At 70.8% G+C, this 26,365-nt stretch carries 20 protein-coding genes; 7 read left to right on the top strand and 13 right to left on the bottom strand.

Translation table 11 applies throughout. The features are described from left to right. Positions 1–61: 61 nt before the first annotated feature. From D9599_RS09265 to D9599_RS09250, 4 genes are all read right to left on the bottom strand, one after another. Entirely contained in the window at positions 62–2,077 is a 2,016-nt protein-coding gene (locus tag D9599_RS09265) for a PAS domain-containing hybrid sensor histidine kinase/response regulator (protein WP_198380944.1), read from the bottom strand. A gap of 6 nt (positions 2,078–2,083) precedes the next feature. Next, on the bottom strand, positions 2,084–3,601 hold the full coding sequence (locus D9599_RS09260; protein WP_309228588.1) for an ATPase domain-containing protein: 1,518 nt from the start codon (positions 3,599–3,601) through the stop codon (positions 2,084–2,086). Positions 3,602–3,735: 134 nt separating this feature from the next. Beyond that, positions 3,736–4,761, bottom strand: coding sequence for an aldose epimerase family protein (locus tag D9599_RS09255; RefSeq protein ID WP_198380943.1), 1,026 nt, complete (start codon positions 4,759–4,761; stop codon positions 3,736–3,738). A 73-nt stretch (positions 4,762–4,834) separates the two neighbouring features. Beyond that, positions 4,835–6,934, bottom strand: coding sequence for a hypothetical protein (locus D9599_RS09250; protein ID WP_198380942.1), 2,100 nt, complete (start codon positions 6,932–6,934; stop codon positions 4,835–4,837). A gap of 264 nt (positions 6,935–7,198) precedes the next feature. Between D9599_RS09250 and D9599_RS09245 the strand changes: the two genes are divergently transcribed. From D9599_RS09245 to D9599_RS09230, 4 genes are read left to right on the top strand one after another with little or no spacing between them, the layout of a single operon-like run. Next, a complete protein-coding gene (locus D9599_RS09245) occupies positions 7,199–8,251 on the top strand; it encodes an ABC transporter ATP-binding protein (protein ID WP_198380941.1) in 1,053 nt (350 codons plus the stop codon). Further along, positions 8,248–9,534, top strand: a complete 1,287-nt coding sequence (locus tag D9599_RS09240) for a PotD/PotF family extracellular solute-binding protein (RefSeq protein ID WP_198380940.1) — start codon at positions 8,248–8,250, stop codon at positions 9,532–9,534. Before D9599_RS09245 ends, D9599_RS09240 begins: the two co-directional genes overlap by 4 nt. Positions 9,535–9,543: 9 nt before the next feature. Next, positions 9,544–10,473, top strand: coding sequence for an ABC transporter permease (locus D9599_RS09235; RefSeq protein ID WP_309228587.1), 930 nt, complete (start codon positions 9,544–9,546; stop codon positions 10,471–10,473). Continuing rightward, complete coding sequence (locus D9599_RS09230) at positions 10,473–11,360, top strand: ABC transporter permease (RefSeq protein ID WP_198380939.1); 888 nt, start codon at positions 10,473–10,475, stop codon at positions 11,358–11,360. The genes D9599_RS09235 and D9599_RS09230 overlap by 1 nt, the downstream gene beginning before the upstream one ends. 292 nt (positions 11,361–11,652) lie before the next feature. On the opposite strand, the gene D9599_RS09225 is transcribed toward D9599_RS09230, so the two are convergent. Then, the gene (locus D9599_RS09225) at positions 11,653–12,717 is read right to left on the bottom strand and encodes a maleylacetate reductase (protein ID WP_198380938.1); all 1,065 of its coding nucleotides are present in this window, start codon (positions 12,715–12,717) and stop codon (positions 11,653–11,655) included. 177 nt (positions 12,718–12,894) lie between these two features. On the opposite strand from D9599_RS09225, the gene D9599_RS09220 reads away from it, so the two are divergent. Next, positions 12,895–14,421: an alkaline phosphatase gene (locus tag D9599_RS09220; protein ID WP_198380937.1), complete on the top strand. Its 1,527-nt coding sequence runs from the start codon at positions 12,895–12,897 to the stop codon at positions 14,419–14,421. Between the two features lie 3 nt (positions 14,422–14,424). On the opposite strand, the gene D9599_RS09215 is transcribed toward D9599_RS09220, so the two are convergent. After that, positions 14,425–15,489 (bottom strand): P1 family peptidase, encoded by a 1,065-nt coding sequence (locus D9599_RS09215; protein ID WP_198380936.1) that lies wholly within the window; start codon positions 15,487–15,489, stop codon positions 14,425–14,427. Next, entirely contained in the window at positions 15,486–16,169 is a 684-nt protein-coding gene (locus tag D9599_RS09210; protein WP_198380935.1) for a DUF1028 domain-containing protein, read from the bottom strand. Before D9599_RS09210 ends, D9599_RS09215 begins: the two co-directional genes overlap by 4 nt. A 132-nt stretch (positions 16,170–16,301) precedes the next feature. Here D9599_RS09210 and D9599_RS09205 point away from each other — a divergent pair, with 132 nt between their 5' ends. Next, positions 16,302–18,443, top strand: a complete 2,142-nt coding sequence (locus D9599_RS09205; protein WP_198380934.1) for a YjbH domain-containing protein — start codon at positions 16,302–16,304, stop codon at positions 18,441–18,443. 6 nt (positions 18,444–18,449) lie between these two features. On the opposite strand, the gene D9599_RS09200 is transcribed toward D9599_RS09205, so the two are convergent. The 5 genes from D9599_RS09200 to D9599_RS09180 all read right to left on the bottom strand — a co-directional run bounded on the left by D9599_RS09200 (position 18,450) and on the right by D9599_RS09180 (position 23,311). Beyond that, positions 18,450–19,421: a tripartite tricarboxylate transporter substrate binding protein gene (locus tag D9599_RS09200; RefSeq protein WP_198380933.1), complete on the bottom strand. Its 972-nt coding sequence runs from the start codon at positions 19,419–19,421 to the stop codon at positions 18,450–18,452. Positions 19,422–19,455: 34 nt separating this feature from the next. Continuing rightward, a complete protein-coding gene (locus D9599_RS09195) occupies positions 19,456–20,274 on the bottom strand; it encodes a sugar phosphate isomerase/epimerase (RefSeq protein ID WP_198380932.1) in 819 nt (272 codons plus the stop codon). After that, complete coding sequence (locus D9599_RS09190; RefSeq protein ID WP_198380931.1) at positions 20,274–21,434, bottom strand: dihydrodipicolinate synthase family protein; 1,161 nt, start codon at positions 21,432–21,434, stop codon at positions 20,274–20,276. Before D9599_RS09190 ends, D9599_RS09195 begins: the two co-directional genes overlap by 1 nt. Position 21,435: 1 nt before the next feature. After that, positions 21,436–22,590 (bottom strand): Gfo/Idh/MocA family protein, encoded by a 1,155-nt coding sequence (locus D9599_RS09185; RefSeq protein ID WP_198380930.1) that lies wholly within the window; start codon positions 22,588–22,590, stop codon positions 21,436–21,438. A gap of 79 nt (positions 22,591–22,669) precedes the next feature. Continuing rightward, positions 22,670–23,311 (bottom strand): TetR family transcriptional regulator, encoded by a 642-nt coding sequence (locus D9599_RS09180; protein WP_198380929.1) that lies wholly within the window; start codon positions 23,309–23,311, stop codon positions 22,670–22,672. Between the two features lie 261 nt (positions 23,312–23,572). Between D9599_RS09180 and D9599_RS09175 the strand changes: the two genes are divergently transcribed. Continuing rightward, positions 23,573–24,526 (top strand): SMP-30/gluconolactonase/LRE family protein, encoded by a 954-nt coding sequence (locus tag D9599_RS09175; RefSeq protein WP_198380928.1) that lies wholly within the window; start codon positions 23,573–23,575, stop codon positions 24,524–24,526. Positions 24,527–24,856: 330 nt separating this feature from the next. Here the strand turns inward: D9599_RS09175 and glpK are convergent, their stop codons facing one another. Beyond that, positions 24,857–26,350 carry a glycerol kinase GlpK gene (gene glpK, locus D9599_RS09170; RefSeq protein ID WP_198380927.1) on the bottom strand — a complete coding sequence of 498 codons (1,494 nt, stop codon included), beginning with the start codon at positions 26,348–26,350 and terminating at the stop codon, positions 24,857–24,859. Positions 26,351–26,365: the final 15 nt, after the last annotated feature.

The following is a 26,365-nucleotide window of genomic DNA, read 5'->3' as shown; positions in this document are numbered from 1 at the left end:
CCAGATCGTAGCGGAGCCACCGGTTTTCCAGCCCGCCGCACCGCGCGGGAGGAACTCGGCCTCACCCGCGACCCAGCACCACGCGCAGCTTTTGCGCCAGCTCGTCACGCCGATAGGGCTTGTTCAGCACGTCCATGTCGTCCGCGATCGGCTTGCTCGTCAGCGGCTCCCCCACATAGCCGGACGTGAGGAGCACCTTCAGCTCAGGCCGCAGCCGACGCGCTTCCACCGCCAACTGCGCGCCGTTCATGCCGCCCGGCATCACCACGTCCGAGAACATGATGTCGATCCGCGCCGGTCCGTGGATGTGCTCCAGCGCCTCACGCGCGTTGTGGGCAATGATCACGTTATAGCGCAGCTCCTCCAGGCTCTCGACGGCCATGGCGAGCACCTGCTCGTCGTCCTCCACCAGAAGCACCGTCTCCCCGCTCGCCGCCGGGCGCAGCGGCACCTTGCCCGGCGCCGTTGCCGGCTCCTCGGCCGGCGCGTCGAAGGAGGGTGGGAAGTAAAGCCGCACGCTCGTGCCGTGGCCGACCTCGGAATCGATCGCCACATCGCCGCCGGCGCTCCGGGCGAAGCCGTAGACCTGGCTCAGCCCGAGACCCGATCCCTTACCCACCTCCTTCGTCGTGAAGAAGGGCTCGAAGGCGCGCAGCAGAGTCGGCGCTTCGATGCCGGTGCCGGTATCCGTCACCGTAACCATGACATAGGCGCCGGGCGCGATGCCGCGCTCGTTGGTGGCGCGCGTGTCCCGGTGCACGTTGCGGCTCGACACCGTCACCTCGCCCCCCTCGGGCATCGCGTCCCGCGCGTTCACCACGAGGTTGAGCACAGCCGACTCGAATTGCGCGGGGTCGACGCGGATGGGGTCGACCGCGGGGTCGAGGTCGAAGCGCAGCGTCACCGCCTCGCCCACAGCCCGCCGGGCGAGACCCGCGAACTCCAGCAACAGCCGGTTCGGGTTGAGTGTTTGCGGCCGCAGCATCTGCCGGCGGGAGAAGGCGAGGAGCTGCTGCGTCAGCTGTTCCCCGCGCCGTGCGGCGGTCATCGCGGCCGTCGCCAGGCGGGTCACGCGCTCGGTCTGCTCCGGGCGCCGCAGCACCATGTCCAGCCCGCCGACGATAACGGTCAGCAGGTTGTTGAAGTCGTGGGCAACACCGCCCGTCAGCTGCCCGATCGCCTCCATCTTCTGCGCCTGGTGCAGCGCATCCTCGGTCACGCGGCGGTCGGTGGTATCCATGACCACGCCGGCCATGCGCACCGCACGTCCCGCCGCGTCGTAGCCGGCGCGGCCCTTGGCGGTGATCCAGCGCACGGCGCCGTCGGGCCGGCGGATGCGGCACTCGACGTCCAGAGCGCCCGTCTCGGCCGCGCGCGCGAAGGCTGCGGCGGCCTCCTCGCGCTCCTCCTCGAGCACGTGCTCCAGGAAGGTTGCGCGGCCCCAGGCGGGCAGCATCGTCGCGTAGCCGAAGATGCGGTCGTGCTGCGGCGTCCGGCGGGAGGTATCTGCGACGAGGTCGAGATCCCAGGATCCCATGCCCGCGGAATCAAGCGCGAACTCAAGGGCGACCCGCGTCTTCTCCAATTCCTGGGCACGCTCGCTCACGCGCTGCTCCAGCGTCTCATTCAGCAGGCTGAGCTCGCGCTCGCGCCGCTCGCGCTCCTGCAGGAGGTCTCGCGTCTCGTACTGGCGGCGCCGCACCCGAAGGCAGGCTCGCGCGGCGCTCGCCAGCGTCTCCGCGTTCACCGGCCGCTCCAGCAGCACGACGTTGCCGAGGCGCTCCAGCACGCGGGTCGCGGCATCGGAACGACGCCCGATCTGGCGTGTCGCGAGAACGATGAAGGGGATGTCCGACCAAGAGGGCTGGGCCTCGCAGAGCGCGAGCAGCGGCTCGAGCGCGGGCCCGACGAGTGCCTCCTCCGTCACCAACGCGCTTCCCACCTTGCCCTGCAGGCGTTCATGCAGGTCCGGAAGGTCGTTGCAGAGCTGGACGGTGATGCCGGCGCGCTGCATCACCCCTTCGATGACCCGGCCGTCCCGCCCTCGCGGCGCCAGAACGAGTATGCGCTCGGCCATGGGCGATCAGGCTCCGTCCACCCGGGGCAGCCGGTCCTTCAGCATGGAGACCCCACCCTTGTAGGAGGGCAGGCCCGTCAGCACGCCCTCGAAATCCGTCAGCGCCTCGCCGACCTGCAGCCCGCCGGCGCTCAGCTTCAGCTCCCGGATCGTCCGCTCATGCGCGTTGCTGCGCGTCTTCACGACGGAAATCGCGGTCCGCACCTGCCCCGCCGCTTCGAAGAAGCGAAAGAAGAGGATGCTGTCGCTGAGATAGCTGAGGTCGATATCGGCGCGCACGTCTCCCACCAGCCCATGATAGCCGAGGACGAGCATCGTCTTGACCCCGCGCTGGCCGAGATAACTCAGCAGTTCGTGCATCTGCAGGAGAAGGTAGTTCTCCCCGGGCATCGACTGCATGTAGGCGTTGAGGCTGTCGATGACGATGAAGCTGCATCCTCCCTCCACCGCGGCGCGCACGCGGCAGGCGAACTCGCCGGGGGAGAGCTCGGCCGGGTCGATCTGGCGGAGCGTCAGCCGCCCCGCTTCGACATGAGGGTGAAGGTCCATCCCCAGTGCCGCGCTGCGGGACAGGAAGGTGCCCAGGCCCTCGTCGAAAAGGTAGTAGGTCGCGCGCTCCCCACGTTCGAGGGCAGCCATCACGCAGTGCGTTGCCGTCGTGGACTTGCCCGCACCGGAGGGGCCGCTGAGAAGAATGTTGGTGCCGGGCACCAGCCCGCCACCGAGCAAGGCGTCGAGGTCGGCGTTGCCGCTCGAGGTAGGGGCGGACGCGAAGCTGTCGTGGTGCTCGGCCGCGATCAGCCGCGGGAAGACGGTCAGCCCCCCGGTGTCGAGTACGAAGTCGTGGAAGCCGCCGCGGAACTTGATGCCGCGCATCTTAGCGACGCGCAGCCGCCGCCGCTCCGCGCCGTAGTTGCGGGGCACCTGCTCGAGCGAGATCACGCCGTGGGCGATGCTGTGCAGCTGCAGGTCCGTGGGATCGGCCGTGCGGTCGTCCAGCATGAGCACCGTGCAGCGGCGGCTGGAGAAGAAGCCCTTCAGCGCCAGGATCTGCCGGCGATAGCGCAGCGGGCTCTGCGCCAGCAGCCGCATCTCGGAAAGGCTGTCGAACACCACGCGGGTGGGGTGCAGGTCCTCCACCCGCTGCATCACCTCCCGCGTCGTCTCGCCCAACTCCACCTCGGAGGGGTGCAGCACCGTCTGCTCGCTCTCCGGGTCGAGGCCGAGGTCGCCGGCCAGCTCGAAGAGGGAAAGGCCGTCCAGCGACCAGCCATGCGCCTCGGCCACCGCGCGCAGCTCTTCGGCGGTCTCCGAGAGGGTGATGTAGAGCCCCGCCTCCCCCTTCGCCGCACCCTCCAGCAGGAACTGCAGCGAGAGCGTGGTTTTCCCCGTCCCCGGCGTTCCCTCCACGAGGTAGAGACGGTCCCGCGTCAGTCCCCCGCCGAGGATGTCGTCCAGGCCCGCAATCCCCGTAGAAGCGCGATTCGGATCGACAGGCGGCACAGTCTCGAAGGAGCGGGTCACGGGTGCGGAGGCCTCCTCTTCTGCCGGACGCGGTGAGGTGGGGAGCAGGGGGCGGATTTCATCAACAAATGCAAATCACGTGTGGGTCTTAACGGAACCGTTTCAAGCGAGTTCGCAAAGAATTTTGTCTCCCATCAGCCAGTGCCGAAGCGCAGTTGCGTCGTTGAGCGGAACACCGCCCCGGGCCGCAGCACGGTGGAGGGGAAGGCCAGCCGGTTCGGACTATCCGGGAAGTGCTGGGTCTCCAGCGCCACGCCGTCGCCGCTCCTGTATAGGCGCCCGCTGGGTCCCGCCAGCGTACCGTCCAGCAGGTTCCCGCTGTAGAACTGCAGGCCCGGCTGGTCCGTCAGCACCTCCAGCACCCGCCCGCTTCCGGGGTCGCGCAGTCGCGCGGCGGGCCGCACCCCGGCGCCGGGCGCGCCGCGCAGCACCCAGTTGTGGTCGTAGCCCTGCCCGATTCGGAGTTGCGGGTGGTCGGCGCGGATGCGGGCACCGATCGGCGTGGGGGTGCGGAAATCGAAAGGCGTGCCCTCCACCGGCAGGATCTCGCCCGTGGGGATCACCGTCTCGTCCACCGGGGTGAAGCCGTCCGCGGCGATCTCCAGCTCGTGACTGAGGGCCGTGCCCGACCCCTCTCCCGCCAAGTTCCAGTAGCTGTGGTTGGTCAGGTTCATGACCGTCGGCGCGTCCGTCTCCGCGGTGTAGTCGATGCGCAGCGTGTCCGTTCCCTCCAGCGTGTAGGAGACGCGCACGGTAAGCGTGCCCGGATAGCCCTCCTCCCCATCCGGGCTGACCAGGGAGAGGTCCAGCCGGCGGGGATCGGCGGCGGTGACATCCCAGATCCGCTTGTCGAAGCCGCGCGCCCCGCCATGCAGGCTGTTCGGCCCGTTATTGGTGGCGAGGCGGTGCTCGCGCCCATCCAGCGTGAAGCGCCCCCGCGCGATGCGGTTGGCATAGCGGCCGATGAGGGCGCCGAAATAGGGCCCCTGCGCCGCGTAGTCGGCGGGCGCGGGCAGGCCGAGCGCGACATTCGCGAAGCGCCCCTCGCGGTCCGGCACCTCCAGCCGCTCGATAACGCCGCCGAGTGTAAGGATGGTGGCGCGAAGGCCGGGCGCCTCCAAAAGGTGGCGCTGCGCCCGGGCTGGATCATCGGCTGGCATGGGACCTCCTGGCACTGACCGTGGAAGGAAGGTCCGGCGGGGCGCGGCGTTGCACGGGCGCCACGCCCCGCCTTCAGGGCAGCCAGACCTCGATCGTGCCCGGCCGGGGCCGCGGGCGGTAGGAGGAGAAGTCCTGCACCCGCGCCTCGACGCCGGAGGAGGCGAGAAGGGCAGCGACCGTCGCCGCGCTGCCCGCATCCGCGGGGAGGAAGTGGCGCACCGCGGCGAAGCTCGGCCCCCTTCCGCCTCGGCGGACCTGAAGGTCTGGATAGCGCGCGGTCAACCCGGCCAGGAGCCGCTCCGACCTCCCCTGCGGGGTGGCGGAGAGAAAGTGGACGATCACCCGCGCCGGCGGCCCACCCGCCGCTTCAGCCACGACCGGCGCCTCGGCAGGGACTGGGGGCGCTGGAGGCGCGAGGAACCCCTGGTTCACGGGCGGCACCGGCGGAATGGCCGTGGGCGCGGGAGGCTCGGCGGCGGGCGCCGCGTTCCCCTCCACAGGGGCCGGAGCCGGGGGCGGCGTTGAAGGAACGGGCTCGGCGGGCGCCGGAGTGGGCGCCGCCGGCACTGCGCTGGCGGCCGGCGGGGGTTCGGAGAGGGCTGGCCGCAGCGCGGGCGGCTCCGGCGTCGTGACCGGCTCGGGCGTCGCGACCGGCTCTGGCGTTGTGACCGGCGCGGGCACGGGCGCAACCGCTGGCGCGGGCACAGGTACAGGTACAGGTACAGGTACAGGCGGCGCCGTCACGGCTGCTGGCTCGGGAGCCACTGCTGCCGGGGTGGTCCTCGCGGCCGGCGCGCTTCCGCTGTCGCTGCGCAGGGCGGCCATGATGCGATCCAGGTCGGTCCTCTCCGCCAGCCAGGCGCGGGCCGGCGCCAACCGTGCCAGCGGGCTGCCCGGCTGAGCGTGCTTCGACCGTTCCACCGCCACCGCCGCCCCGGCCAGGATCAGCAGGGCCACGACGGCGAGCACCCAACCGGCACCCCGCCGCCTTCGGGCAGGGGAAACGGCGGGCGCAGGCTCGGCGAGGACCGGTTCCGACACCACCGGGGGCGCCGGCCGGGCAGGCGGTGCGTCGGTTCCCGAAAGGGGCATCGCGGCGGTCGCCGGGGGCTCGATCCTGCCGGGAGCCGGCGCGACGGGCTGCGGAGGGATGGCGATCTCGTCGGCCGTCGCCCGCACCGCATCGAGCGGCGGGGGAACGGGCGGCGGGGACATCGCATCAGCCGCCACCTCGGGCAAGAGGCTGCTTGCCGGGGCCTCGGCCGAGGGCGGAGCGGCTGCGGGCACCAGCTGCGCAACGGGCGGCGCGGCGGGCGGGAGGGGGCGGAGACCGTCCATCCACTCTGCCGCCGCATCCACCAAATGCGGCCGAGTGGGCGGGGCGCCCTCCGCCGGAGGGGGACGCAGGGCAGGCGGCTCGGCCTGGGCAGGCGGGGGCGCAGCGCGGGTGGCCGGCGCGATCCCCGCGGCGTGGCGCGTCGCCTCAACCACGTGGCGGGCCAGGACTTCCGGCGATCCTTCGAGCGAGGCGGCAAAGGCGGCGGCCTTCGTCAGCACGTTAACCAGCCGCGGCACACCGCCAGAGCGCCGGGCGAGCTCCTCCACCGCCTCGGCCGCGAAGAGGTCGGGCGGGTAGCCGGCGGCGGCGAGGCGGGCCTCGATGAAACCGGGCAGTTCCGAGCGGGACACGGGGCTGAGCGTCACGGCCATGGCCGGCCGGCCCAGCGCCTCCAGCCGGCGCAGAAGGGGCGGCAGGCCGACGAGGATCCGAGGAGGAAGATGGGCAGCCTGCCCGACACCGAGCAGCGGGGCGAGCTGGTCGTCGCCGATGCGGTCAGCCTCGTCGAGCAGCACGGTGGCCGCGGCCAGCGCGGCGTCGCCCGCCTCTGCCCGATAGGTCAGCAGATCATGGGTGGTGCGCAGCAGAAGGACGCCGTCCTGCCGGCCGCGCAGGATCTCCGCGAGCTGCCCGAGCAGCAGCGTCTTGCCCGTCCCGGCCGCGCCGACCAGCGCGACCACCGGCGCCCCGCGCTCCAGGGCCTCCAGCACCCGGCGGCGCGCCTCCTCCAGCGCAGCGTGCGGCACGGCCTGTCGCGACGCCTCAATTGCTGGAAGGGGCGCCGCGGAGGGCGGCAGCCCCGGCTCGGACTCTGCGTCGGTCGTGTGCTGCAAACGGCCTCCTCACCTCAGCGGCAAGGGCAGACATAACCCGGATCGGCCCGATTCTGATGGCGCCGGGCCCCTATGGCGATGAGTTGAAGAGGGCGCTGCCCCGGCGCACCATCCACCTGGCCCGGCGGCATGCGCCGGCCGGCCGTCCCCGCCGCACCGTCGCTGCCTTAGGGACGCAAGCCGCGGACGCCACCCAGGCCCGTTGGCACGCACCTTGCTCAGTCTCAGGCCAAGGGCCGCCCGGCCCAGCGAATGCGGGGACGAATGCACGGCGCCAGCGTCGAACTTGTTCAGGTCAGCAAGCGCTACGGCTCCGCCGTGGCGGTGGACGCGATCAACCTGAAAGTCCCGGAGGGCGCCTATTGCTGCCTTCTCGGCCCCTCTGGCTGTGGCAAGACCACCACCCTGCGGATGATCGCGGGGCATGAAACCGCCAGCGACGGCGACGTGCTGATCGGCCCGCGCGAGGTCGGCCACCTGCCGCCCGCGGCTCGTGGCACGGCCATGATGTTCCAGTCCTACGCCCTGTTCCCGCACCTCAACCTCCTCGACAACGTAGCCTTCGGGCCGCGCATGCGGGGCGTGGACAAGGCGACCCGCCAGAGGAAGGCGCGGGAGATGCTCACCTTGGTGCGAATGGAGGCCCTCGCTCACCGCCTGCCTGCGCAGCTCTCGGGCGGGCAGCAGCAGCGCGTGGCGCTTGCCCGCGCGCTGGTCACCGAGCCCTCGGTCCTGCTGCTGGACGAGCCGCTGAGCGCGCTCGACCCCTTCCTCCGCATCCAGGTCCGCGCCGAATTGAAGCGGCTGCAATCGGAGCTGGGCATCACCTTCATCCACGTCACCCACAGCCAGGAGGAGGCCATGGCGCTCTCGGACCTAGTGGTGGTGATGAACAACGGGCGAATCGAGCAGGCGGGAACGCCGCGCGAGGTCTTCTCCCGGCCCGACACCGCCTTCGTCGCCCGCTTCATCGGCGGGCACAACGTGATCGCTCTGCCAGGCGGCAGCACCATTGCGGTGCGGGTGGACCGGATGCGCCTCCTGCCGGAAGCCTCGCCGACGACGCCCCTCTCGCTCGGCGCGCGGGTGGAGACGGTGGAGTACCAGGGCTCCTTCGTGCAGCTCCGCCTGCGGCCCCTGGATCACGCCCTTGGCACCACGGAACTCTTCGCCGTAGTGCCGGACGACGCCTTCGCCGCCCGCCCCTTCGCGGTGGGCGATGCCGTGACCGCGCGCTGGGAGGCGGGCGACGCCCATTCCCTGCGCGACGCGCAACCGTCGGCCCTCGTGCCGGCCCTGGAGGAATCCACCCCATGACCGAGACACCCTGCCGGAGCGCGCGGCCCGGCCGTCGCGACATGCTGCGCGCCACCGCCGGCCTCGCCATCGCCGGCGCGGCCACGAAGCTTGCCGCCCCAGCCGTGCACGCGCAGGAGCCGGTGACGCTGCGCTACCTCGGCACGGCCGTGAACCAGAGTGCCGAGATCGCCGCCAAGGCGAAGCAGGACCTGGGCATCACCATCGAGTACATCCCGGTTACGACCGATGACGTGATCCGCCGCGCGGTGACGCAGCCGAATACCTTCGACCTGCTGGACATGGAGTACTTCTCCGTCAAGCGCGTGCTGCCCTCCGGCAACCTGCAGGGCATCGAGGCGCGGCGGATCAAGCTGTTCGACAAGATCACGCCGGTCTTCACCCGCGGCGTGACGGCGGGCGGCAAGACGTTGGGCGAGCAGGGCACGGCGCCGAAGAAGGTGCAGTTCATCACCGGCCGCGGCAGCAAGGATCTCGCCTCCTCCCCCACCGAGTGGATGACGCTGATCCCCACCACCTATAACGCGGACACCCTGGGCATCCGCCCCGACCTGATCGGCCGCCCGATCGACAGCTGGGCCGAGCTGCTGAACCCGCAGTTCAAGGGCAAGGCCTCGATCCTCAACATTCCCTCCATCGGCATCATGGACGCGGCCATGGTGATGGAGGCAACCGGCGCGTATAAGTACCCGGACAAGGGCAACATGACGCGGGCCGAGATCGACCGCACCATGGCCATGCTGACCGAGGCCAAGAAGGCCGGCCAGTTCCGGGCCTTCTGGTCCGAGTTCAACGAGAGCGTGAACCTGATGGCCTCCGGCGAGACGGTCATCCAGTCCATGTGGTCGCCCGCCGTGACGAAGGTGCGCAGCCAGGGCGTGCAGTGCATCTACCAGCCGCTGAAGGAGGGCTACCGCGCCTGGGCCACCGGCTTCGGCATGCCGCGCACGCTGGACGGGCGCAAGCTCGACGCCGCCTACGAATTCATCAACTGGTTCCTCTCCGGCTGGGCCGGCGCCTTCCTCAACCGCCAGGGCTATTACTCCGCGGTGCTGGAGACGGCGCAGGCGAACATGGAGCCCTACGAATGGGCCTACTGGATGGAGGGCAAGCCGGCCGCGCAGGACATCAAGGCGCCCGATGGCTCCCTGCTGGAGAAGGCCGGCACCACGCGCGACGGCGGCTCCTACGAGGAGCGGATGGGCCGCGTGGCCTGCTGGAACGCCGTCATGGACGAGAACAGCTACCTCATCCGAAAGTGGAACGAGTTCATTGCTGCCTGAGTCGCGGGCATGATGGATGGCATGGTGCGCGTGTCCGACACAACGGCGAAGGACGCGCGCACCATGCGGCGCGGCCGGGGCACCGCCTACTGGCAGGCGGCGCCCTTCGCCTTTCTCTTCCTCGTCTTCTTCATCGTGCCGCTGGTGCTCACCGTCGCCGTCTCCTTCTGGCGCTTCGATGACTACGTGCTGACGCCCGACCTCAACCTCGATGCTTATCGCGAAGTCTTCGAGGGCTGCATCGACAAGCTGCCCCAACTCTGCGTCACCTTCGCGACCTATCTCTCGACGCTGCGCTTCGCCCTGATGTCCTGGGCCGCGACCCTCGTGCTCGGCTTCGGCATCGCCTACTTCCTCGCCTTCCACGTCCGCAGCGTGCCCGTGCAGATGGCGCTGTTCCTCCTCTGCACGGTGCCCTTCTGGACCTCCAACATCATCCGCATGGTTGCCTGGGTGCCGCTGCTCGGGCGGAACGGGCTGGTGAACCAGGGGCTGCAGGCGGTGGGGCTGACGACGGGGCCGCTTGACTGGCTGCTCTACTCGCAATTTTCCGTCGTGCTCGCCTTCGTGCACCTCTACACGCTGTTCATGATGGTGCCGATCTTCAACTCCATGGCGCGGATCGACCGCTCCCTCATCGAGGCCGCGCGCGACGCCGGGGCCTCGGGTTGGCAGACGCTGTGGAACGTGGTCATCCCGCTCTGCAAGCCCGGCATCGTCATCGGCTCCATCTTCGTGCTCACCATCGTGATGGGCGATTTCGTGACCGTCGGCATCATGGGCGGGCAGCAGATCGCCTCCATCGGCAAGGTGATCCAGGTGCAGATGAGCTACCTGCAATTTCCGATCGCCGCCGCCAATGCCGTGGTGCTGCTCGGCATCGTGCTGCTGATGATCTGGGCCCTGACCAGGCTGGTCGATATCCGGCGGGAGCTGTGATGAGCCGCGACGGCGAGCGCCGCCCCGCCGCCTTCTGGTGGCTGGCCGCGCTGTTCACCCTCTTCGTGCTGTTCCTCTACGGGCCGATCCTCGCGATCATCGTGCTCAGCTTCCAGGGACCGTCCGGCGGGCTCACCTTCCCGATGAACGGGGTCTCCACCTACTGGTTCTCGAAGCTGTGGCAGGGCGTGGGCGTGGTGGACATCTGGGCGGCCTTCGGACGTTCGCTTCGCCTCGGCGCGGTTGTGATGCTGCTGACCGTTCTGCTCGCGTTGCCCGCGGGCTTGGCCTTCCGCAAGCGCTTTATCGGCCAGGGGGCGCTGTTCTACGTCGCGGTCGCGAGCCTCATCGTGCCCTCCATCGTCGTCAGCCTCGGCATCGGGCTCGAGTTCCGCATCATCGACGACATGATGAAGTCGTTGGCCGAGAGCACGGGCTGGGGCTTCCTGCAGGGCTACGAGACCTCGTCAGGCCTCTACAGCTCAGCCCTCGGCGCGCACCTGACCTGGACGTTGCCCTTCGGCCTGCTCATCCTTTTCGCGGTCTTCAACCGCTTCAACCCCGCCTACGAGGAAGCCGCGCGCGATCTCGGCGCGACGCCATGGCGCACGCTGCGCCACGTGGTGCTGCCGATCATCGCGCCCTCTCTCGTCGGCGTCGCGCTCTTCGGCTTCACCCTTTCCTGGGACGAGGTGGCGCGCACCAGCCAGGCGATCGGCGGCCGCAACACGCTGCCGCTGGAACTCCAGGGCCTGACCACCACGGTGACGACGCCGGAGATCTACGCGCTCGGCACCGTCACCACCGGGCTATCGCTTGCCGTCATCGGGATCGCGCTGGGCTGCGTCGTGATCCTGCGCCGGCGACGGGCTGCAGCTTCGCGCTGACCGGTTGGCGCGTGCGGCTTCCGGGTGAACGCGCAGCGTTCATCCCGCCCCGCCAAAGACCTGAGGCTCTTGGATCCCCGTCTGGCTTTCGCGGCTGCGGTGACTGACGGCCGGTTCGGTTTCCTGGTGCCCTTCTGCGCGTGCCATCGCCTCGGGTTCACGACCCGAGGCGCACCGGCCGCAAGGCATCCTAAATTCGAAGAAAAAGATGATAGGGGTCTGGGGAGACGAAGAATTCCTTCTTCCTCTCCCCGGAGTCACCAGCGCCACAAGACCAGCACAAGCACAGCCACTACCGCTCCCCCGGCCGCCGCCCGTGCCAAGCGTCGTCCAGCAGCGCACGGATGGCGGTCCGCTCGACCGGGCGCGGGTTCCAGTAGGGGTTCGCGGTCGCGAGGTCGGCCGCGCGGTCCAGCCCGTCCTCCGGCATGCCAAGATCGCGCAGCGCGACGGGTGCGCCGAGGGATTGGGCGAGGTCGAACAACCCGGTCGCCGCCTCGCCGGCGCCGAGCGCGCGGGCGATGCGCGCCATGGCCTCGGGCGCCGCGGGCGCGTTGAAGGCGGTGGCGTGGGGCAGCACCACCGTGTGCGTCTGCGCGTGCGGCAGGTCGAAGGAGCCGCCGAGCGTATGGCAGAGCTTGTGGTGCAGCGACATGCCGACCGTGCCAAGGCAGACGCCGCAGGCCCAGGCGCCGAACAGCGCGTCCGAGCGCGCCTCGCGATCGCCCGGGTCCTTCACGATGCGCGGCAAGGCGCGGGCGAGAGCCGCGATCCCCTGCTCCGCCATGGCCGAGGTGACGGGGTTGCCGTCGCGCGCGTAGAGCGCCTCCACCGAATGCGCGATGGCGTTCATGCCGGAAGTGGCGGAGAGAGCAGGCGGCAAGCTGAGCGTCAGTTCCACGTCGTAGAGGATGACCTCAGGCAGCACCTTCAGCGTGCGCTGGGTGGTCTTCCGCCCGCCCTCGGTCTCGCCGAGGATCGGCGTCGCCTCCGATCCGGCGTAGGTGGTGGGGATGGCAATCTGCGGCAGGTCGGTCCGTAGCGCGATCGCCTTGCCCAGCCCGGTGGTGGAACCGCCGCCGATGGCGACGGTGCAGTCGGCGCCGGCCTCCCGCAGCGCCGCCATGGCGCGCTCTGTCACCTCGACCGGCGTGTGCATGGCGGCCCCCGCGAAGACACCGGCGGAGAGCGGGCCGAGGCGGGCGGAAAGGGCCTCCGCCATGTCGCGCTGCTCGGGGGTGGAGAGCACGAGGACGCGCTTGCAGCCGAGGGCCTGCACCTCCTCCCCCGTGCGGGCGAGGGTGCCCGTGCCGAAGATCACGCGCGCGGGCAGCGCCTCGTAGGTGAAGGCTTCCATCCTGATCGTTCCCCCAGGCCTCGTCCGGGCAGCCACCATTCCGGCCACCCCGCCGCATCCAGGCGCGGCACGGGATCATCGCCCCGCACCCGCCCGGCCGCCAAGGGGCCGGGCCTGGGCGCGGGCGCCCTTCCGCGACAGAATGCGCGCGTTCCAGGCGACGGCGAGGCCGCTTCCATGACCCTCCTCCTTACCCGGCGCGGCCTGCTGCGGGCCGGGATGGCCATGCCGGGCCTGGCGCTGCTCGGCCACCTCCCCGCGCGGGCGGATGATTACCCCTTCGCCCTCGGCGTCGCCTCGGGCGAGCCGGGCGCCGATTTGGTGGTTCTCTGGACCCGCCTAGCCACGCGCTGGCAGGGCGGCGGCATGACGCCCGCGCCCGTGCCGGTGGACTGGGTGGTGGCGCGTGACGAGGGCTTGCGCGACGTGGTCCGCCGCGGCCGCGTGATGGCCGTGGCGGAGGACGCGCATTCCGTTCACGTCGAGGTCACCGGCCTCGATCCGGACCGCCCGTACTGGTACCGATTCACCGCCCTCGGTGCCGAGAGCGGCACGGCCCGTACGCGCACCGCCCCCCGGCCCGGCACCCTGCCCGCGCGCCTTCGCTTCGCCGTGGCCTCCTGCCAGCAATACGAGCAGGGCTACTACGGCGCCTATCGCCACATGCTGGCGGAGAACCCGGACCTCGTTGTCTTCCTCGGCGACTACATCTACGAGGCTTCCTGGGGCCGCAACCTCGTGCGCAGCCACGAGGGGCCGAGCGCTCGGGACCTGGAGGGCTACCGGGACCGCTACGCCCTCTACAAGACCGACCCCGACCTTCAGGCGATGCACCGCGCCTGCCCCTGGCTCGTCACCTGGGACGACCACGAGGTGAGCAACGACTACGCCGCCGACCGCGGCGAGATGGAGGAAGGCGCGGCTTTCCTCGCGCGCCGTGCCGCGGCCTACAAGGCCTTCTGGGAGCACATGCCGCTCCCCCTCTCTGCCCGGCCGGACGGGGCGAGTGCGCGGATCTACCGCCGCGCCGGCTTCGGCGACCTCGCGGGCTTCCACATCCTGGACGACCGGCAGTACCGCGCCTACCAGGCCTGCCAGCGACCGGGGCGCGGCGGTGGCGGCTACGTCTCGCGGGAGGCCTGCGCCGAGCTGGACGATCCCGCCCGCTCCATGCTCGGCCCCGCGCAGGAGGCGTGGCTCCGCGAGGGTCTGGGCGGCGCGAGGGCGCGCTGGACCGTCCTCGCGCAGCAGACGCGCATGGCCCGCCTTGGTACGATGCGAACCCCCGTCACCTACTGGACCGACGGCTGGGACGGCTATCCCGCCGCCCGCGCGCGCCTGCTGGGGGACCTCGCGGCCAGCCGCGCGCCGAACCCGCTGGTCATCGGCGGCGACATCCACGCGCATCTCGTGGCGGAGCTGCGCCCCGACTTCGACCGGCCGGAGACGCCCCCCGTGGCCGTGGAGTTCACGGGAACTTCCATCACCAGCCAGGGCGGCCGCTACCGCGAGAGCTACCCGGCCGACCCGCACATCGCCCACGCGAACGGCAGCGCGCGCGGCTATCTCATGATGACCCTCACCCCGGAAACGGCCACGGCGGAGCTGCGGGCCATCGACGACGTCCGGGACCGCGACACCGGGCTCTCGACGCAGCGCCGCTTCGTCGTGGAGGCCGGGCGATCCGCCCTCCTGCCAGGATAGACCCTAGCCCAGCTCCGACATCCCGGGCGGGCTGGGCGCGATTCCCTTCGCCGCCATCACCGCCCGCAGCACGGCCGCCGCCATCACCTGCGGCACGATGGCGCCGAGGGCCATCATGTTCCCCGGCAGCCCGCTCCTGCCTGTGGAAAGCGCGAAGACCGTGTCGCCGTCCGACATGGTGTGGGAGGGGTCGATGGTCCGGGCGAAACCGTCATGCGCGGCGCCGGCGAGGCGCTGGCACTGCGCCTTGGTCAGCGCGGCATCGGTCGCCACCACGCCGATCGTGGTCGCCATTCCCGCCTGCATGGGCGGCGGAAGCTCGCCGCGCAGCAGGGCGGCGGTCGTGCCGAAGGGCCGGCGGCCCTCCGGGTCGCGCGCGCCGGCCAGGATACGCCCCGTGCCGGGCTCGATCACGTCGCCCACCGCGTTCACCGCGACGATGGCTCCCACGGTGATCGCGCCGACCTTGAGCGAGGCGGTGCCGACGCCACCCTTCATCGCCCGCGCCATGCCGAAGAGCTTGCCGACGGTCGCGCCCGTGCCGGCGCCGACGCTTCCCTCCGCCGGAGCCTCGCCCCGCGCGGCCTCGCAGGCGGCGTAGCCGGCGGCAGCGTCGGGGCGGATGCGGTGGTCCCCTACGGAGAGGTCGAACAGGATGGCCGCTGGCACGATCGGCACCCGCGCGGGACCGGCGGGATAGCCGATGCCGCGCTCCTCCAGCCAGCGCACCACGCCGGTCGCCGCCTCCAATCCGAAGGCGGAGCCGCCGGAGAGAAGGACGGCGTGAACCTTCTCCACGAGGTTGGCGGGGTTCAGCAGGTCGGTCTCCCGCGTGCCGGGGGCGGCGCCGCGCACATCCACCCCGGCGGTTGCCCCCTCCTCCGCGAGGATGACGGTGCAGCCGGTCGGGCGGCGCGTCTCGGTGAAATGGCCGACGCGGATGCCCGGCACCTCGGTGATGGCGCCGCCCATCGGGGGGCGTGGGGCGTCCTGGGCCATAGCGGCTCCCGCGTCGAGGGTGTTGGCGGCAAGGGCAGCACCGAGGCCGGCGATCTCGCGGCGCTTCATGCGGAAATCTCCAGACCGCCGGAGGCGCCGCCGCGCGCCCGGTCGGGATCGGTCGCGCGGAGGACGAACTCATCGATCTTCGGCGCGTAGTCGCGCCATAGACCCGCCAGCTCCGCGATGGGCGCCGCCGCGCGGTCCACGCGAAGATCGGCCAGGGCAAAATCGTGCCCGCCATGCACCTCCAGCACGGCGGAGAGGACCGGTCCGTGCTCGCCGCCCGCCGCCTCCCCGGCGACCAGCGCCGCGAGCAGACGGTCGCCGAGCGGCGCATCCGGCTCGGCCTCGAAGGCGCGCCGCATGGCCTCGGGCACCGCCTCGTTCGAGAGGATGTTGCCGGTAGCCACGCAATCCCGCCCATGGGCTGCGGCGCGGGCGGGCTTCACGCGAGCGCCGTGGTGGTGCGCGGTGCGCCCCGCGGCATCGAGCGCCGCGAGTTGGCGCCATTCCGCATGGGCGGTGGAGGCGACCAGCGCCGCTACTGTCTCCACGGCCGAGCAGCCGCTCCTCAGCAGAGCCAGGCCACGCGGGCCGAGGCGCGGGTCCGTCCGGTGCTGCGTGAGCACCGCCCCGCCCCCGCCCGCGACGTGCTGAATGCGCGCCCCCACCCCGATATCCGAGGTAGCGCCCGCCGCGCCGATCTGACCGGTCCGGGCGCAGCGGCCGAGGAGCGAGAAGGTCATGGCCGGGATCCTGGGAGCGTGTCCGGCGGGTGTCCATCCCACTCGTTACGCGCAGAGGTGGTGGGTTCGCGCTTGCCTTCGCCCGAAGCACATGACCAATAGATCACAAAATCGGGAGCAACAAAGTCATCCATGACGCGTGCCGCCAGGCCCGCCGTCCTCCTGCTCGCCCTGTTGGCCGCCCCTCTGGCCCTTCCCGCGGCAGCCCGGGCGGAGGAGGTGCCGGCCACCGGAAGCGACTTCGGCGGGGCCGGCCTCATCGAGATGCGTAACGCCCGCTTCCGCGAGGACGGAACCCTGGAGGCCGGCGCCACGCTACGCCACCAGCGCCGGTTCTTCTTCGCCAATTTCCAGGCCCTGCCCTTCCTGGAGACCACCTTCCGCCTGACGGAGCGCCTGAACGCCACCACCGGCCGCGGCACCACCACCGACCGCTCCTTCGACCTCAAGCTGCGCCTGCTGGAGGAGGGGGCCTGGACGCCTGCCGTGGCGGTGGGCCTGCAGGACCTCATCGGCACCGGCCTCTATGGCGGGGAATACGTGGTGGCCTCCCGCCGCTGGGGGCCGGCGGATTTCACGCTCGGCCTCGGCTTCGGGCGGCTGGGCACGCGGGGCGACGTGACGAACCCGCTGACCGAGATCTCCGAATCCTTCCGCGTGCGCCCCCGCAGCATCGGGCGCGGCGGCACGCTGCGGCTGGACTTCTTCCGGGGCGAGAACACGGCCCTTTTCGGCGGCCTGGAATACAGCCTGCCCCGCTTCGACACGCCCTGGGGCGAGGTGGACGGCCTGCGCGCCAAGATCGAGTGGTCCGGCGACGCCTTGCGGGACGAGCGCGGCGGCTATCCCGTGCGCCGCGGCCCGCTGAGGGGCTTGGCCGAGAGCCCCGTCAACCTCGGCCTGCAATGGTCGGGCGAGTACGTGGACGCCGCCCTCTCCTTCGTGCACGGGACGGACCTGATGGCCCGCATCTCGCTCCGGATGGACGCGGCAAACCCGCCCGCCGCCACGCCGCTGCGCCCCCTGCCGGCCATGCCCGCGCGCGCCACCCACCGACACGAGAACGGGGGCGATGAGCATGGCCGCGCCACGGCCGTCTTCGCCGCCCTGCGCGCCGCGGGCTTCCGCCCCCTCGCCTATGAGGAACGAGGGGTGGAGGCGCGGATCGCGGTGGCCGAGGGGGATTTCCGCACCCTGCCCCAGGTCGCCTCCCGCGTGCTGCGCGCGGTCAACGGCATTCTCCCGCCGGAGGTCGAGGCGATCCGCCTCTCCTGGTGGCAAGCCGGGATTGAGACGGCCTCGCTGATGGTGCCGCGCCGGACCGTGGAGAACGCGGCACCCCGCGCCGGTCTCGGCAGCCCGGAGGAGGCCTGGTCCGCCACCACCCTCTTCCCCGCCAAGGGCGCACCATGGCCCGAGGCCTATGCCGAGCCCGGGCCGCATTTCGACTGGGTGCTGGAACCCCGCCTGAACCTGCAGCTCGGCGATCCCAGCCGCACGCTGCGCTACCAGGGCGCGGCCGCCGCGGGCGGGCGGGTGGAGTGGGGCGCCTACAGCCTGTCGGGCGCCTTGCAGCAGGCAGTCTTCGGCAATCTCGACCGCGGCCTGCCCTCGGACAGCAAGCTGCCGCATGTGCGCAGCGACTACGCGCTCTACGCGCGGGACGGAAAGACTTCGATCCCCGGCCTCTACGCCGAGGGGATCTGGAACCTGACGCCGGATGTCTTCGCCCGCGCCAGCGCCGGGCTGCTGGAACCGATGTTCGGCGGCGTCTCGTCCGAGGTGCTCTGGCGCCCGGTGAACCGGGGCTTCGCGCTGGGCCTCGACCTCAACCTCGTGCAGCAACGCGCGACCGACGGCCTCTTCGGCTTCCGCCGCTACGGCGTGGCGACGGGGCACGTCTCGCTCTACGCCGACCTGCCCTTCTGGAACCTTTACGGCATCCTGCGCGCCGGCCGCTACCTGGCAGGCGACTGGGGCGCGACGATCGAGATGGGCCGGCGCTTCGACAGCGGCGTGGAGGTCGGCGGCTTCGCCACCTTCACCAACGTGCCCTTCTCCCGCTTCGGAGAGGGCTCCTTCGACAAGGGAATCTACGTGCGCGTGCCGCTCTCGCTCTTCGGCACGAACTCGCGCGGCAACGGCACGGCCGTGTTCCGGCCGGTGCAGCGCGACGGCGGGCAGCGGCTGGCCGTGGACAACCCGCTCTGGGAGGTGACGCGCGCCGGGCGCGAGGACGCGGCCCGGCGCGCGGTGGGCGACTACGCCCGCTGATCCCGCCTAGTTCACGGTGATCCGGGCATCGCGCACCACCCGGCCCCAGGTCGCCGCCTCCTGCACCATCTTTTGCGACAGCTCCCCGGGGGTGGAGGAAACCGCGTCCGCTCCGGCCGCAACCAAGCGCGCCTGGATCGCGGGATCGGCCAGGGCCTCGCGCAGCACCGCATTCATTCGCGCAATAGCCGCGGCCGGCGTGCCCTGCGGGGCCATGACCGCGCCCCAGGAGGTGGCTTCGGCATCCGGCAGGCCGATCTCCTTCATCGTCGGCACCTCCGGCAGCTGCGCGGTGCGGCGCGGGCCGGTGGTGGCCAGCGCGCGCACGCGGCCGCCCTGGATCTGGCCAATGGCGGAGGGCAACTGGTCGAGCATGAACTGCACGTTGCCGGCGACGGTGTCGTTCAGCGCCGGCGCGCTGCCGCGATAGGGCACATGCGTCACCTCCACCTTCGCGGCCGAGCGGAACAGCTCGGCCACCATATGCGTGGAGGAACCGGAGCCGGCGGAGCCGAAGCTCGCCTTGCCCGGGTTCTCGCGCAGCCAGGCGATGAATTCCTGCGCGGTGCGGGCCGGCACGTTCGGGCCGACGATCAACACGTGATCGGTCGCGAAGGCCATGGAGATGGGCGCGAGGTCCCGCACGGGATCGAAGCCCATGTTGTTGTAAAGGTGCTGATTGATCGTCAGCGTGCCCGTCGTGCCCATGAGGATGACGGTGCCGTCGGCAGGCGCGCGCACCACGTTCTCCACGCCGATGTTGCCGCCCGATCCCGCGCGGTTCTCCACCACCACGGGCTGGCCCAGCTTCTCGCCCATGCGATCCGCCAGCACGCGGGCCACGACATCGGTGGCCCCGCCGGCGGCGAAGGGAACGACGAAACGGATGGGGCGTGGCGGCGTCCAGTCCTGCGCCCACGCAGGCAGGGCCGCGAGCCCCGCGGCGCTGGCGAGAAAGGTCCGTCGGGCAATGGTCATTCCTGTCGTTCCTCCAAGTCTTGTGTCGCGCAGACTAGCAGGCCGTGGCGTGCCGCCGCTTCATTTCACGCAGCACCTCGTCCGGATCGGCGGCCCACCAGCGGCGGGAGAGCACCTCCACCTCCGTGTGGCCGCGATAGCCGCCGGCCTCGACCATCGCGCGGATCGTGGGGATGTCGATCACCCCCTCCCCGGGCAGGCCGCGGTCGAAGACGGTGTCGGTCGTGGGCACCAGCCAGTCACAGACGTGGAAGGCGGCGATGCGCGCTCCTGCCCGCGCCAGCTGCGCCCGCAGCGCCGGATCCCACCAGACATGATAGACATCGAGAGCGATACCGCTGCCCGCGCCCAGCTCGTCACAGAGGTCGAGTGCCTGGGCGAGCGTGGAGAGCACGCTGCGGTCGGCGCAGGTCATCGGGTGCAGCGGCTCGAGTGCGATGGTAACGCCGGCGGCGCGCGCATCCTCCATGATGGCGTGCAGCCCGTCCCGCACCATGACGCGCGCGCCCTCGATATCCTTCGAGCCCGGCGGCAACCCGCCGCAGACCATGACGAGGCAGGCGGCACCGATCGCGTGCGCCTCCGCGATGGCGCGGCGGTTGTCCTCGATGGCCGCGGCACGGCCCACAGCGTCCGCCGCCGGGAACATGCCGCCACGGCAGAGGCCGGAGACGGACAGCCCGGCATCGCGGATCGCGCGCGCAGCCGCCTCCACGCCCATGGCCTGGAGCACGTCGCGCCAGGGGGAGATACCGGGGATTCCATGGCGCGCGCAGCCCTCGATGCACTCGCGTAGGTCCCAGCGCTCCTTCACCGTGACGGTGTTGAGGGACAGCGGTCCCGGCGCACCCATCACGCCACCCCGTGAAGGGCGAGGAATGTCCTCATTCGGGACGCGGCGCGTTCCGGATCGGAGAGCAGCCCGGCCTTGTCAGCAAGCCGGAACAACTCGGCGAAGTGCTGGATGGAGCGGGTGGATTGCTGCCCGCCAATCATCGCGAAATGATCCTGGTGGCCGTTCAGCCAGGCCATGAAAACCACGCCCGTCTTGTAGAAGCGCGTGGGCGACTTGAAGATGTGGCGGGAGAGCGGGACCGTCGGCGTCAGGATCTCGTGAAAGGTGGAGAGATCATTCCGCGACAGCGCGGCCAGCGCGCCGCCCACCGCGGGCGCGATCGGGTCGAAAATGCCGAGCAGCGCGTCCGAATGGCCCTCGGCATCGCCCGCGATCAACTCGGCGTAGTTGAAGTCGTCGCCCGTGTACATGCGCACGCCCTTCGGCAGACGGCGGCGCATCGAGACCTCCTTCCGATCGTCGAGAAGCGAGATCTTCACGCCATCCACCTTGTCCGCATGGGCGGCGATCACCTCCAGCGCCACCTCCATGGCCTGCATATGGTCGTGGTGGCCCCAGTAGCCCTCCAGCGCCGGGTCGAACATCTCACCGAGCCAGTGGATGATGACGGGCTGGCGCACGGAGGAGAGCACGCGGTCATAGACGCGCACGTAGTCCGCCGGGGATTTCGCAGCCTTGGCCAGCGCGCGGGAGGCCATGAGGATGATGCGCCCGCCCATCCCCTCCACCGCCTCGCACTGCTCCTCATAGGCGCGGATGACGTCGTCCACCGTCACGTCGGGCCCAGGGGCCAGGTGGTCCGTGCCGGCGCCGCTGGCGATGAAGGCGTCCGGGAAGTCGCGCGCGGCGTCGAGGGAGCGGCGGATTAGTTCCTGCGCCCCGGCCCAGTCGAGGCCCATGCCGCGCTGCGCCGTGTCCATGGCCTCGGCAACGCCAAGGCCGAGCGACCAGAGATGTCGTCGGAAGGCGATGGTGCGGTCCCAATCCACCTTCGCGTCCAGCCAGGGATCCTGCTCCGCGAGCGGGTCGGCCACGACATGGGCCGCGGCATAGGCGACGCGCGGATAAGGCGGCTTCGCCGTCGCAAAATTGCCGGGCGTGCCGGTGGTATAGGCCTCCACCGTGCCGGCGGCGGTCGGAAGGTTCAGCGTGGCCATGTCACGCCTCCAGCGTCGGCAGGTCGATCCAACGGCGCTCTGCCCAGGATTGCAGCCCGGCTTCCGCAAGCTGCACGCCCTTGGCACCGGCCATCAGGTCCCAGGGATAGTCGGCGCGCTCGCCGGCCACGTGCTTCAGGAACTCCTCCCACTGCACGCGGAAGCCATTCGGATAAGGCTGGGTGCTGGGCACCTTCTGCCAGCCCTCGTAGAAGTTGATCGTCTGCGGCTCGTCGGGGTTCCAGACGGGCTTGGGCGTGTTCACGCGGGACTGCGTCCAGCAATCGGTCAGCCCACAGACGGCCGAACCGTGCGTCCCGTCCACGTGGAAGGTGACGAGGTCGTCCCGCCGCACGCGCGTGGTCCAGGAGGAATTGATCTGCGCGACGATTCCGCCCTCCAGCTGGAAGGTGGCATAGGCGGCGTCGTCGGTATCGGCCTCGTAGGGCTTATCGTTCTCGTCGTAGCGGACGGGAATATGGGTGGCGCCGAGGCAGGAGACGGACCTCGTGGCGCCGAAGGTGTTGTCCAGCACATAGCGCCAGTGGCACAGCATATCGAGGATGATGCCGCCGCCCTCGTTCTTCTTGTAGTTCCAGCTCGGCCGCTGCGTCGGCTGCAGGTCGCCCTCGAAGACCCAGTAGCCGAACTCGCCGCGCACCGAGAGGATGCGGCCGAGGAAGCCGCTGTCGATCACCATCTTCATCTTGCGGATGCCCGGCAGGAAGAGCTTGTCCTGCACCACGCCGTGCTTGACGCCGGCGGCCTTGGCGACGCGGACCAAGTCCAGCGCATCGGCCAGGTTATCGGCGGTCGGCTTCTCGCAGTAGATGTGCTTGCCTGCCGCGATCGCCTTGCGGATCAGCTCCGCGCGCATCTGCGTTGTGGCGGCGTCGAAGAAGATCGTGTCGTCGGGGTTGGCGAGCGCTGCGTCCAGATCCGTGCCCACGCGGTCCACGCCATGCGCCTTGGCCAGTGCCTCCAGCTTCTCCTTGTTGCGGCCGACGATGATGGGGTCCGGCATGATGCGGTCGCCATTGGCCAGCGGCACGCCGCCATCCCGCCGGATGGCCGCAATGGAGCGGATGAGGTGCTGGTTCATCCCCATGCGCCCGGTCACGCCATGCATGATCAGGCCGATACGCCGCTGCGCCATTCGCGCTTCCTCCCACCGGGCTCAGTAAGTAACCGCATGGTTACCTAAGACCCGCTGGAAGACAAGGTCAAGCGCTTCGTCACGGACGAAGCCAGCCCAGCACCACCTCCACCGAATGTGCCTCCCGGGCCTCGATGGCAGCTTCCGTGCCGAGGCCGGTGCCGAAGATGGCCGAGAGGGTGTGCATGTTGGAGACGTAGAAATGGCCGAGCGATACGATCGTCACATAGGCCTGCATGGGGTCCACGCCTTGCCGGAAGACCCCCTCGGCCACGCCGCGGCGCAGCACGGCACGCAGCGTCTCGAGAAGCGGAGAGTAGAGGGCGGGCACCCTTTCGCTCCGCGCGAGATAGGCGGCACGGTGCAGGTTCTCCTGGTTCAGCAGGGCGACGAAGTCGGGATGGCGGGCGGTGTAGCGGAGGTTGAAACGCACCAGCCGCGCCATGGCCTCCCCGGGCGGCAGGTCGTCCACCCGCAGCGCCCGTTCCTCGTCGCGCTTATGCGCGTAGGCCGCTTCCAGCACGGCGACCCAAAGGTCCTCCTTATTGCCGAAATAGGCGTAGATCATGCGCTTGTTGGCGCCGGCGCGCGCGGCGATGTCATCCACCCGCGCGCCGGCCAGGCCATTGGCCGCGAACTCGGCTCTTGCGGCATCGAGGATACGCTGGCGCGTGGCCTCGGCGCGCGGGCTCTGCGGAATGGTACGGGCGGGGGCGTCCATGGAGCGCATCCTGTCCGCGAAGCGGGCCGGAAGCGAGAGTGGCATCGCGCATCTCCCCTTCGGCCGCACTGGGCCGAAGGGGCTTGGCGGCGAAGGGCCTAGTGCAACACCCCGAAGAGCCAGAGCAGCAGGATCACGGGAATGGGGATCCCGATCAACCAGAGAAGGATGCCGCGCATCGGCTGATTCTCCCAATGTTACGTCCGCAACCCCAACGTGGGGGGCTTGCGGGAGGTTGCGCACCCGCGCAGCCTCCTCCGCATGGAACGTCCCTTCGACAACGAGACCCCTTGGGTCCCCTCCGCCCGCTATCCGGACCCTCGTCTGCGGGATCTCGATCCCTCCTTCGCACGCTACCGGCTGATGAATGCGCCCGTGCAGAAGCTTGCGGGCGGCACGCGATGGGGCGAAGGCCCTGTCTGGTTCGGCGACCACCGCTGTCTCGTCTGGTCCGACGTGCCGGGCGACCGCATGCTGCGCTGGGACGAGGCGACGGGCGCCACCACCACCTTCCGCACTCCATCCAACTTCGCCAACGGCAACACGCGCGACCGGGAGGGCCGGCTGGTCACCTGCGAGCACCTGACGCGGCGCGTCACGCGCACCGAGCACGATGGCCGGATCACGGTTCTCGCCGACCGCTACGAGGGTAAGCGCCTCAACTCCCCGAACGACGTCGTCGTGAAATCGGACGGCACGATCTGGTTCACCGACCCGCCCTTCGGCATTCTCTCGGACAACGAGGGGGAGCGCGCCGAGCCCGAGCTGCCGCAGAACGTCTACCGCATCGACCCCGCGCGCGGCACGCTGGAGGTGGCGGCGGAGGGCATCGAGGGCCCCAACGGCCTCGCCTTCAGCCCCGACGAATCGCTCCTCTACATCGTCGAGAGCCGAACCAACCCGCGCAAGATCCTGTCCTTCGCCGTCGATGGCGCGCGCCTCTCGAACCGCCGTGACTTCATCGTGGCCGAGCCCGGCGGCACGCCGGACGGCTTCCGCGTGGACGAGGACGGCAACCTCTGGTGCGGCTGGGGCATGGGCACCGCCGAGCAGGATGGCGTGCGCGTGTTTAACGCAGCCGGCGCGCCCATCGGGCACATCGACCTGCCGGAACGCGCGGCCAACCTCTGCTTCGGAGGCCTCCGCCGCAACCGGCTGTTCATCACGGGCGCACGGTCGCTCTACTCGGTCTACGTGAACACGCGGGGGGTCTGAGCCGATCTTGGCCTGCCGGTACCTGGCGGCCCCCGGAGAGGGCTCTGCCCTCTCTGGACCTCACCCGCCAAGGGCCTGAGGCCCTTGGATCCCCATCTGGCTTTCGCGGATGCGGTGATCCGGGATTAGTTCTATTTCCCGTTCCCCCCTTCCTGTCCGTGTAGTCGCCTCGGGTCCACGCCCCGAGGCGAACCGGCCGTAGAAGTCCCTCAAACTCGAAGAAAAAGATGATGGTGAGGGGCTTGGGGAGAGGAAGAATTCCTTCTTCCTCTCCCCGAAATCACCCACGACGCCGGATCAGAACAAAGCCCCTCCCACTAGCCCCGAGGGTCAACTCGGCCCCGTCACCCGTCCCACCGCCACCTTCCAGGCCGCGTGTCGGCACGCGGCTTCCGGCGCGGGCATCGCTGGTTCGAAGAGGACGCGCCGCCGCCAGTGGGTGGCGTCCTCCTCCGGGGCTGGGCAGAGCCCCGCCTGAAGGCCGGCGAGGTAGGCGGCCCCGAGCGCCGTCGTTTCGGCGACCGCCGGCACCTCCACCGGACATTGCAGCGCGTCGGCCAGGAACCGCATCGTCCAGTCGCTCGCGGTCATCCCACCGTCCACGCGCAGCACCGTGCCGCCGGGATCGGGCCAGTCCGCGCGCATGGCGTCCAGCAGGTCGCGCGTCTGCCAAGCCACGCTCTCCAGCGCCGCGCGCGCGATCTCGGCCGCCCCCGCCCCGCGCGTGAGGCCGAGAATGGCGCCGCGCGCCTCCGCGTCCCAGTACGGGGCGCCGAGGCCGGTGAAAGCGGGCACCATGACCACGCCCGAATCGGGGTCGGCCCGTGAGGCCAACTCCCCCGCCTCGGCCGCTGTGCGGATGATGCCGAGGCCGTCGCGCAGCCACTGCACCGCGGCGCCCGCGACGAAGATCGCCCCCTCCAGCGCATAGGTCCGCCTGCCCGCGATCTGCCAGGCGACGGTGGTGAGCAACCGGTGGGAGGAGCGCACCGCCCTCTCCCCTGTGTTCAGCAGCATGAAACAGCCGGTGCCGTAGGTGGATTTCACCATGCCCGGCGAGAAGCAGGCTTGGCCAAGGGTGGCCGCCTGCTGGTCCCCCGCGATGCCGCGGATCGGCACGGCGGCGCCGAGCACGGAGGGGTCGGTCGTGCCGAACTCCGAGGCGCAGTCCCGCACCTCCGGCAGCAGGGCGCGGGGGATACCGAGGGCGTGCAGGATGTCGTCGTCCCAGTCGCCCCGCCGGATATCGTAGAGCATCGTGCGCGCGGCGTTGGTCGCGTCGGTCGCGTGTACCCGCCCGCCGGTCAGGTGCCACAGCAGGAAGCTGTCCACGGTGCCGAAGGCCAACTCGCCCCGCGTCGCGCGGGCGTGCAGATCGGGGATCTCGGCGAGCAGCCACATGAGCTTCGTCGCCGAGAAGTAGGGATCGGCGAGGAGGCCCGTGCGCTCGGTCAGCAGCGCCTCGATCCCCTCGGCCCGCAGGCGCTCGCAGATGCCGGCGCTGCGGCGGTCCTGCCAGACGATGGCGCGGTGCACAGTGCGGCCGGTCTGCCGGTCCCAGACGAGCGTGGTCTCGCGCTGGTTGGTGATGCCGATCCCCGCCACCTGATTCGCGGCCACCCTGCCCCGCTCCAGCGCCCCGCGCAGGCAGGCAATGGAATGGGCGACGAGGTCCTCCGGCGCGTGCTCCACCCGGCCGGGGCTCGGGAAGTGCTGCGGCAGTTCCACCTGGTGCGTGGCGCGCGGGTGCAGGGCGGCGTCGAAAAGAATCGCCCGCGTCGACGTCGTGCCCTGATCGAGCGCCAGCAAGGCATCCGCCGCCATGCGCTTCCCCCCTCA

The sequence above is a fragment of the Roseomonas sp. KE2513 genome (assembly GCF_016107305.1).
In the GTDB taxonomy this organism is placed as follows: Bacteria; Pseudomonadota; Alphaproteobacteria; order Acetobacterales; family Acetobacteraceae; genus Roseomonas.
Note: the sequence above shows the minus strand (reverse complement) of the source record. Positions and strands in the feature narration are given on the sequence as shown.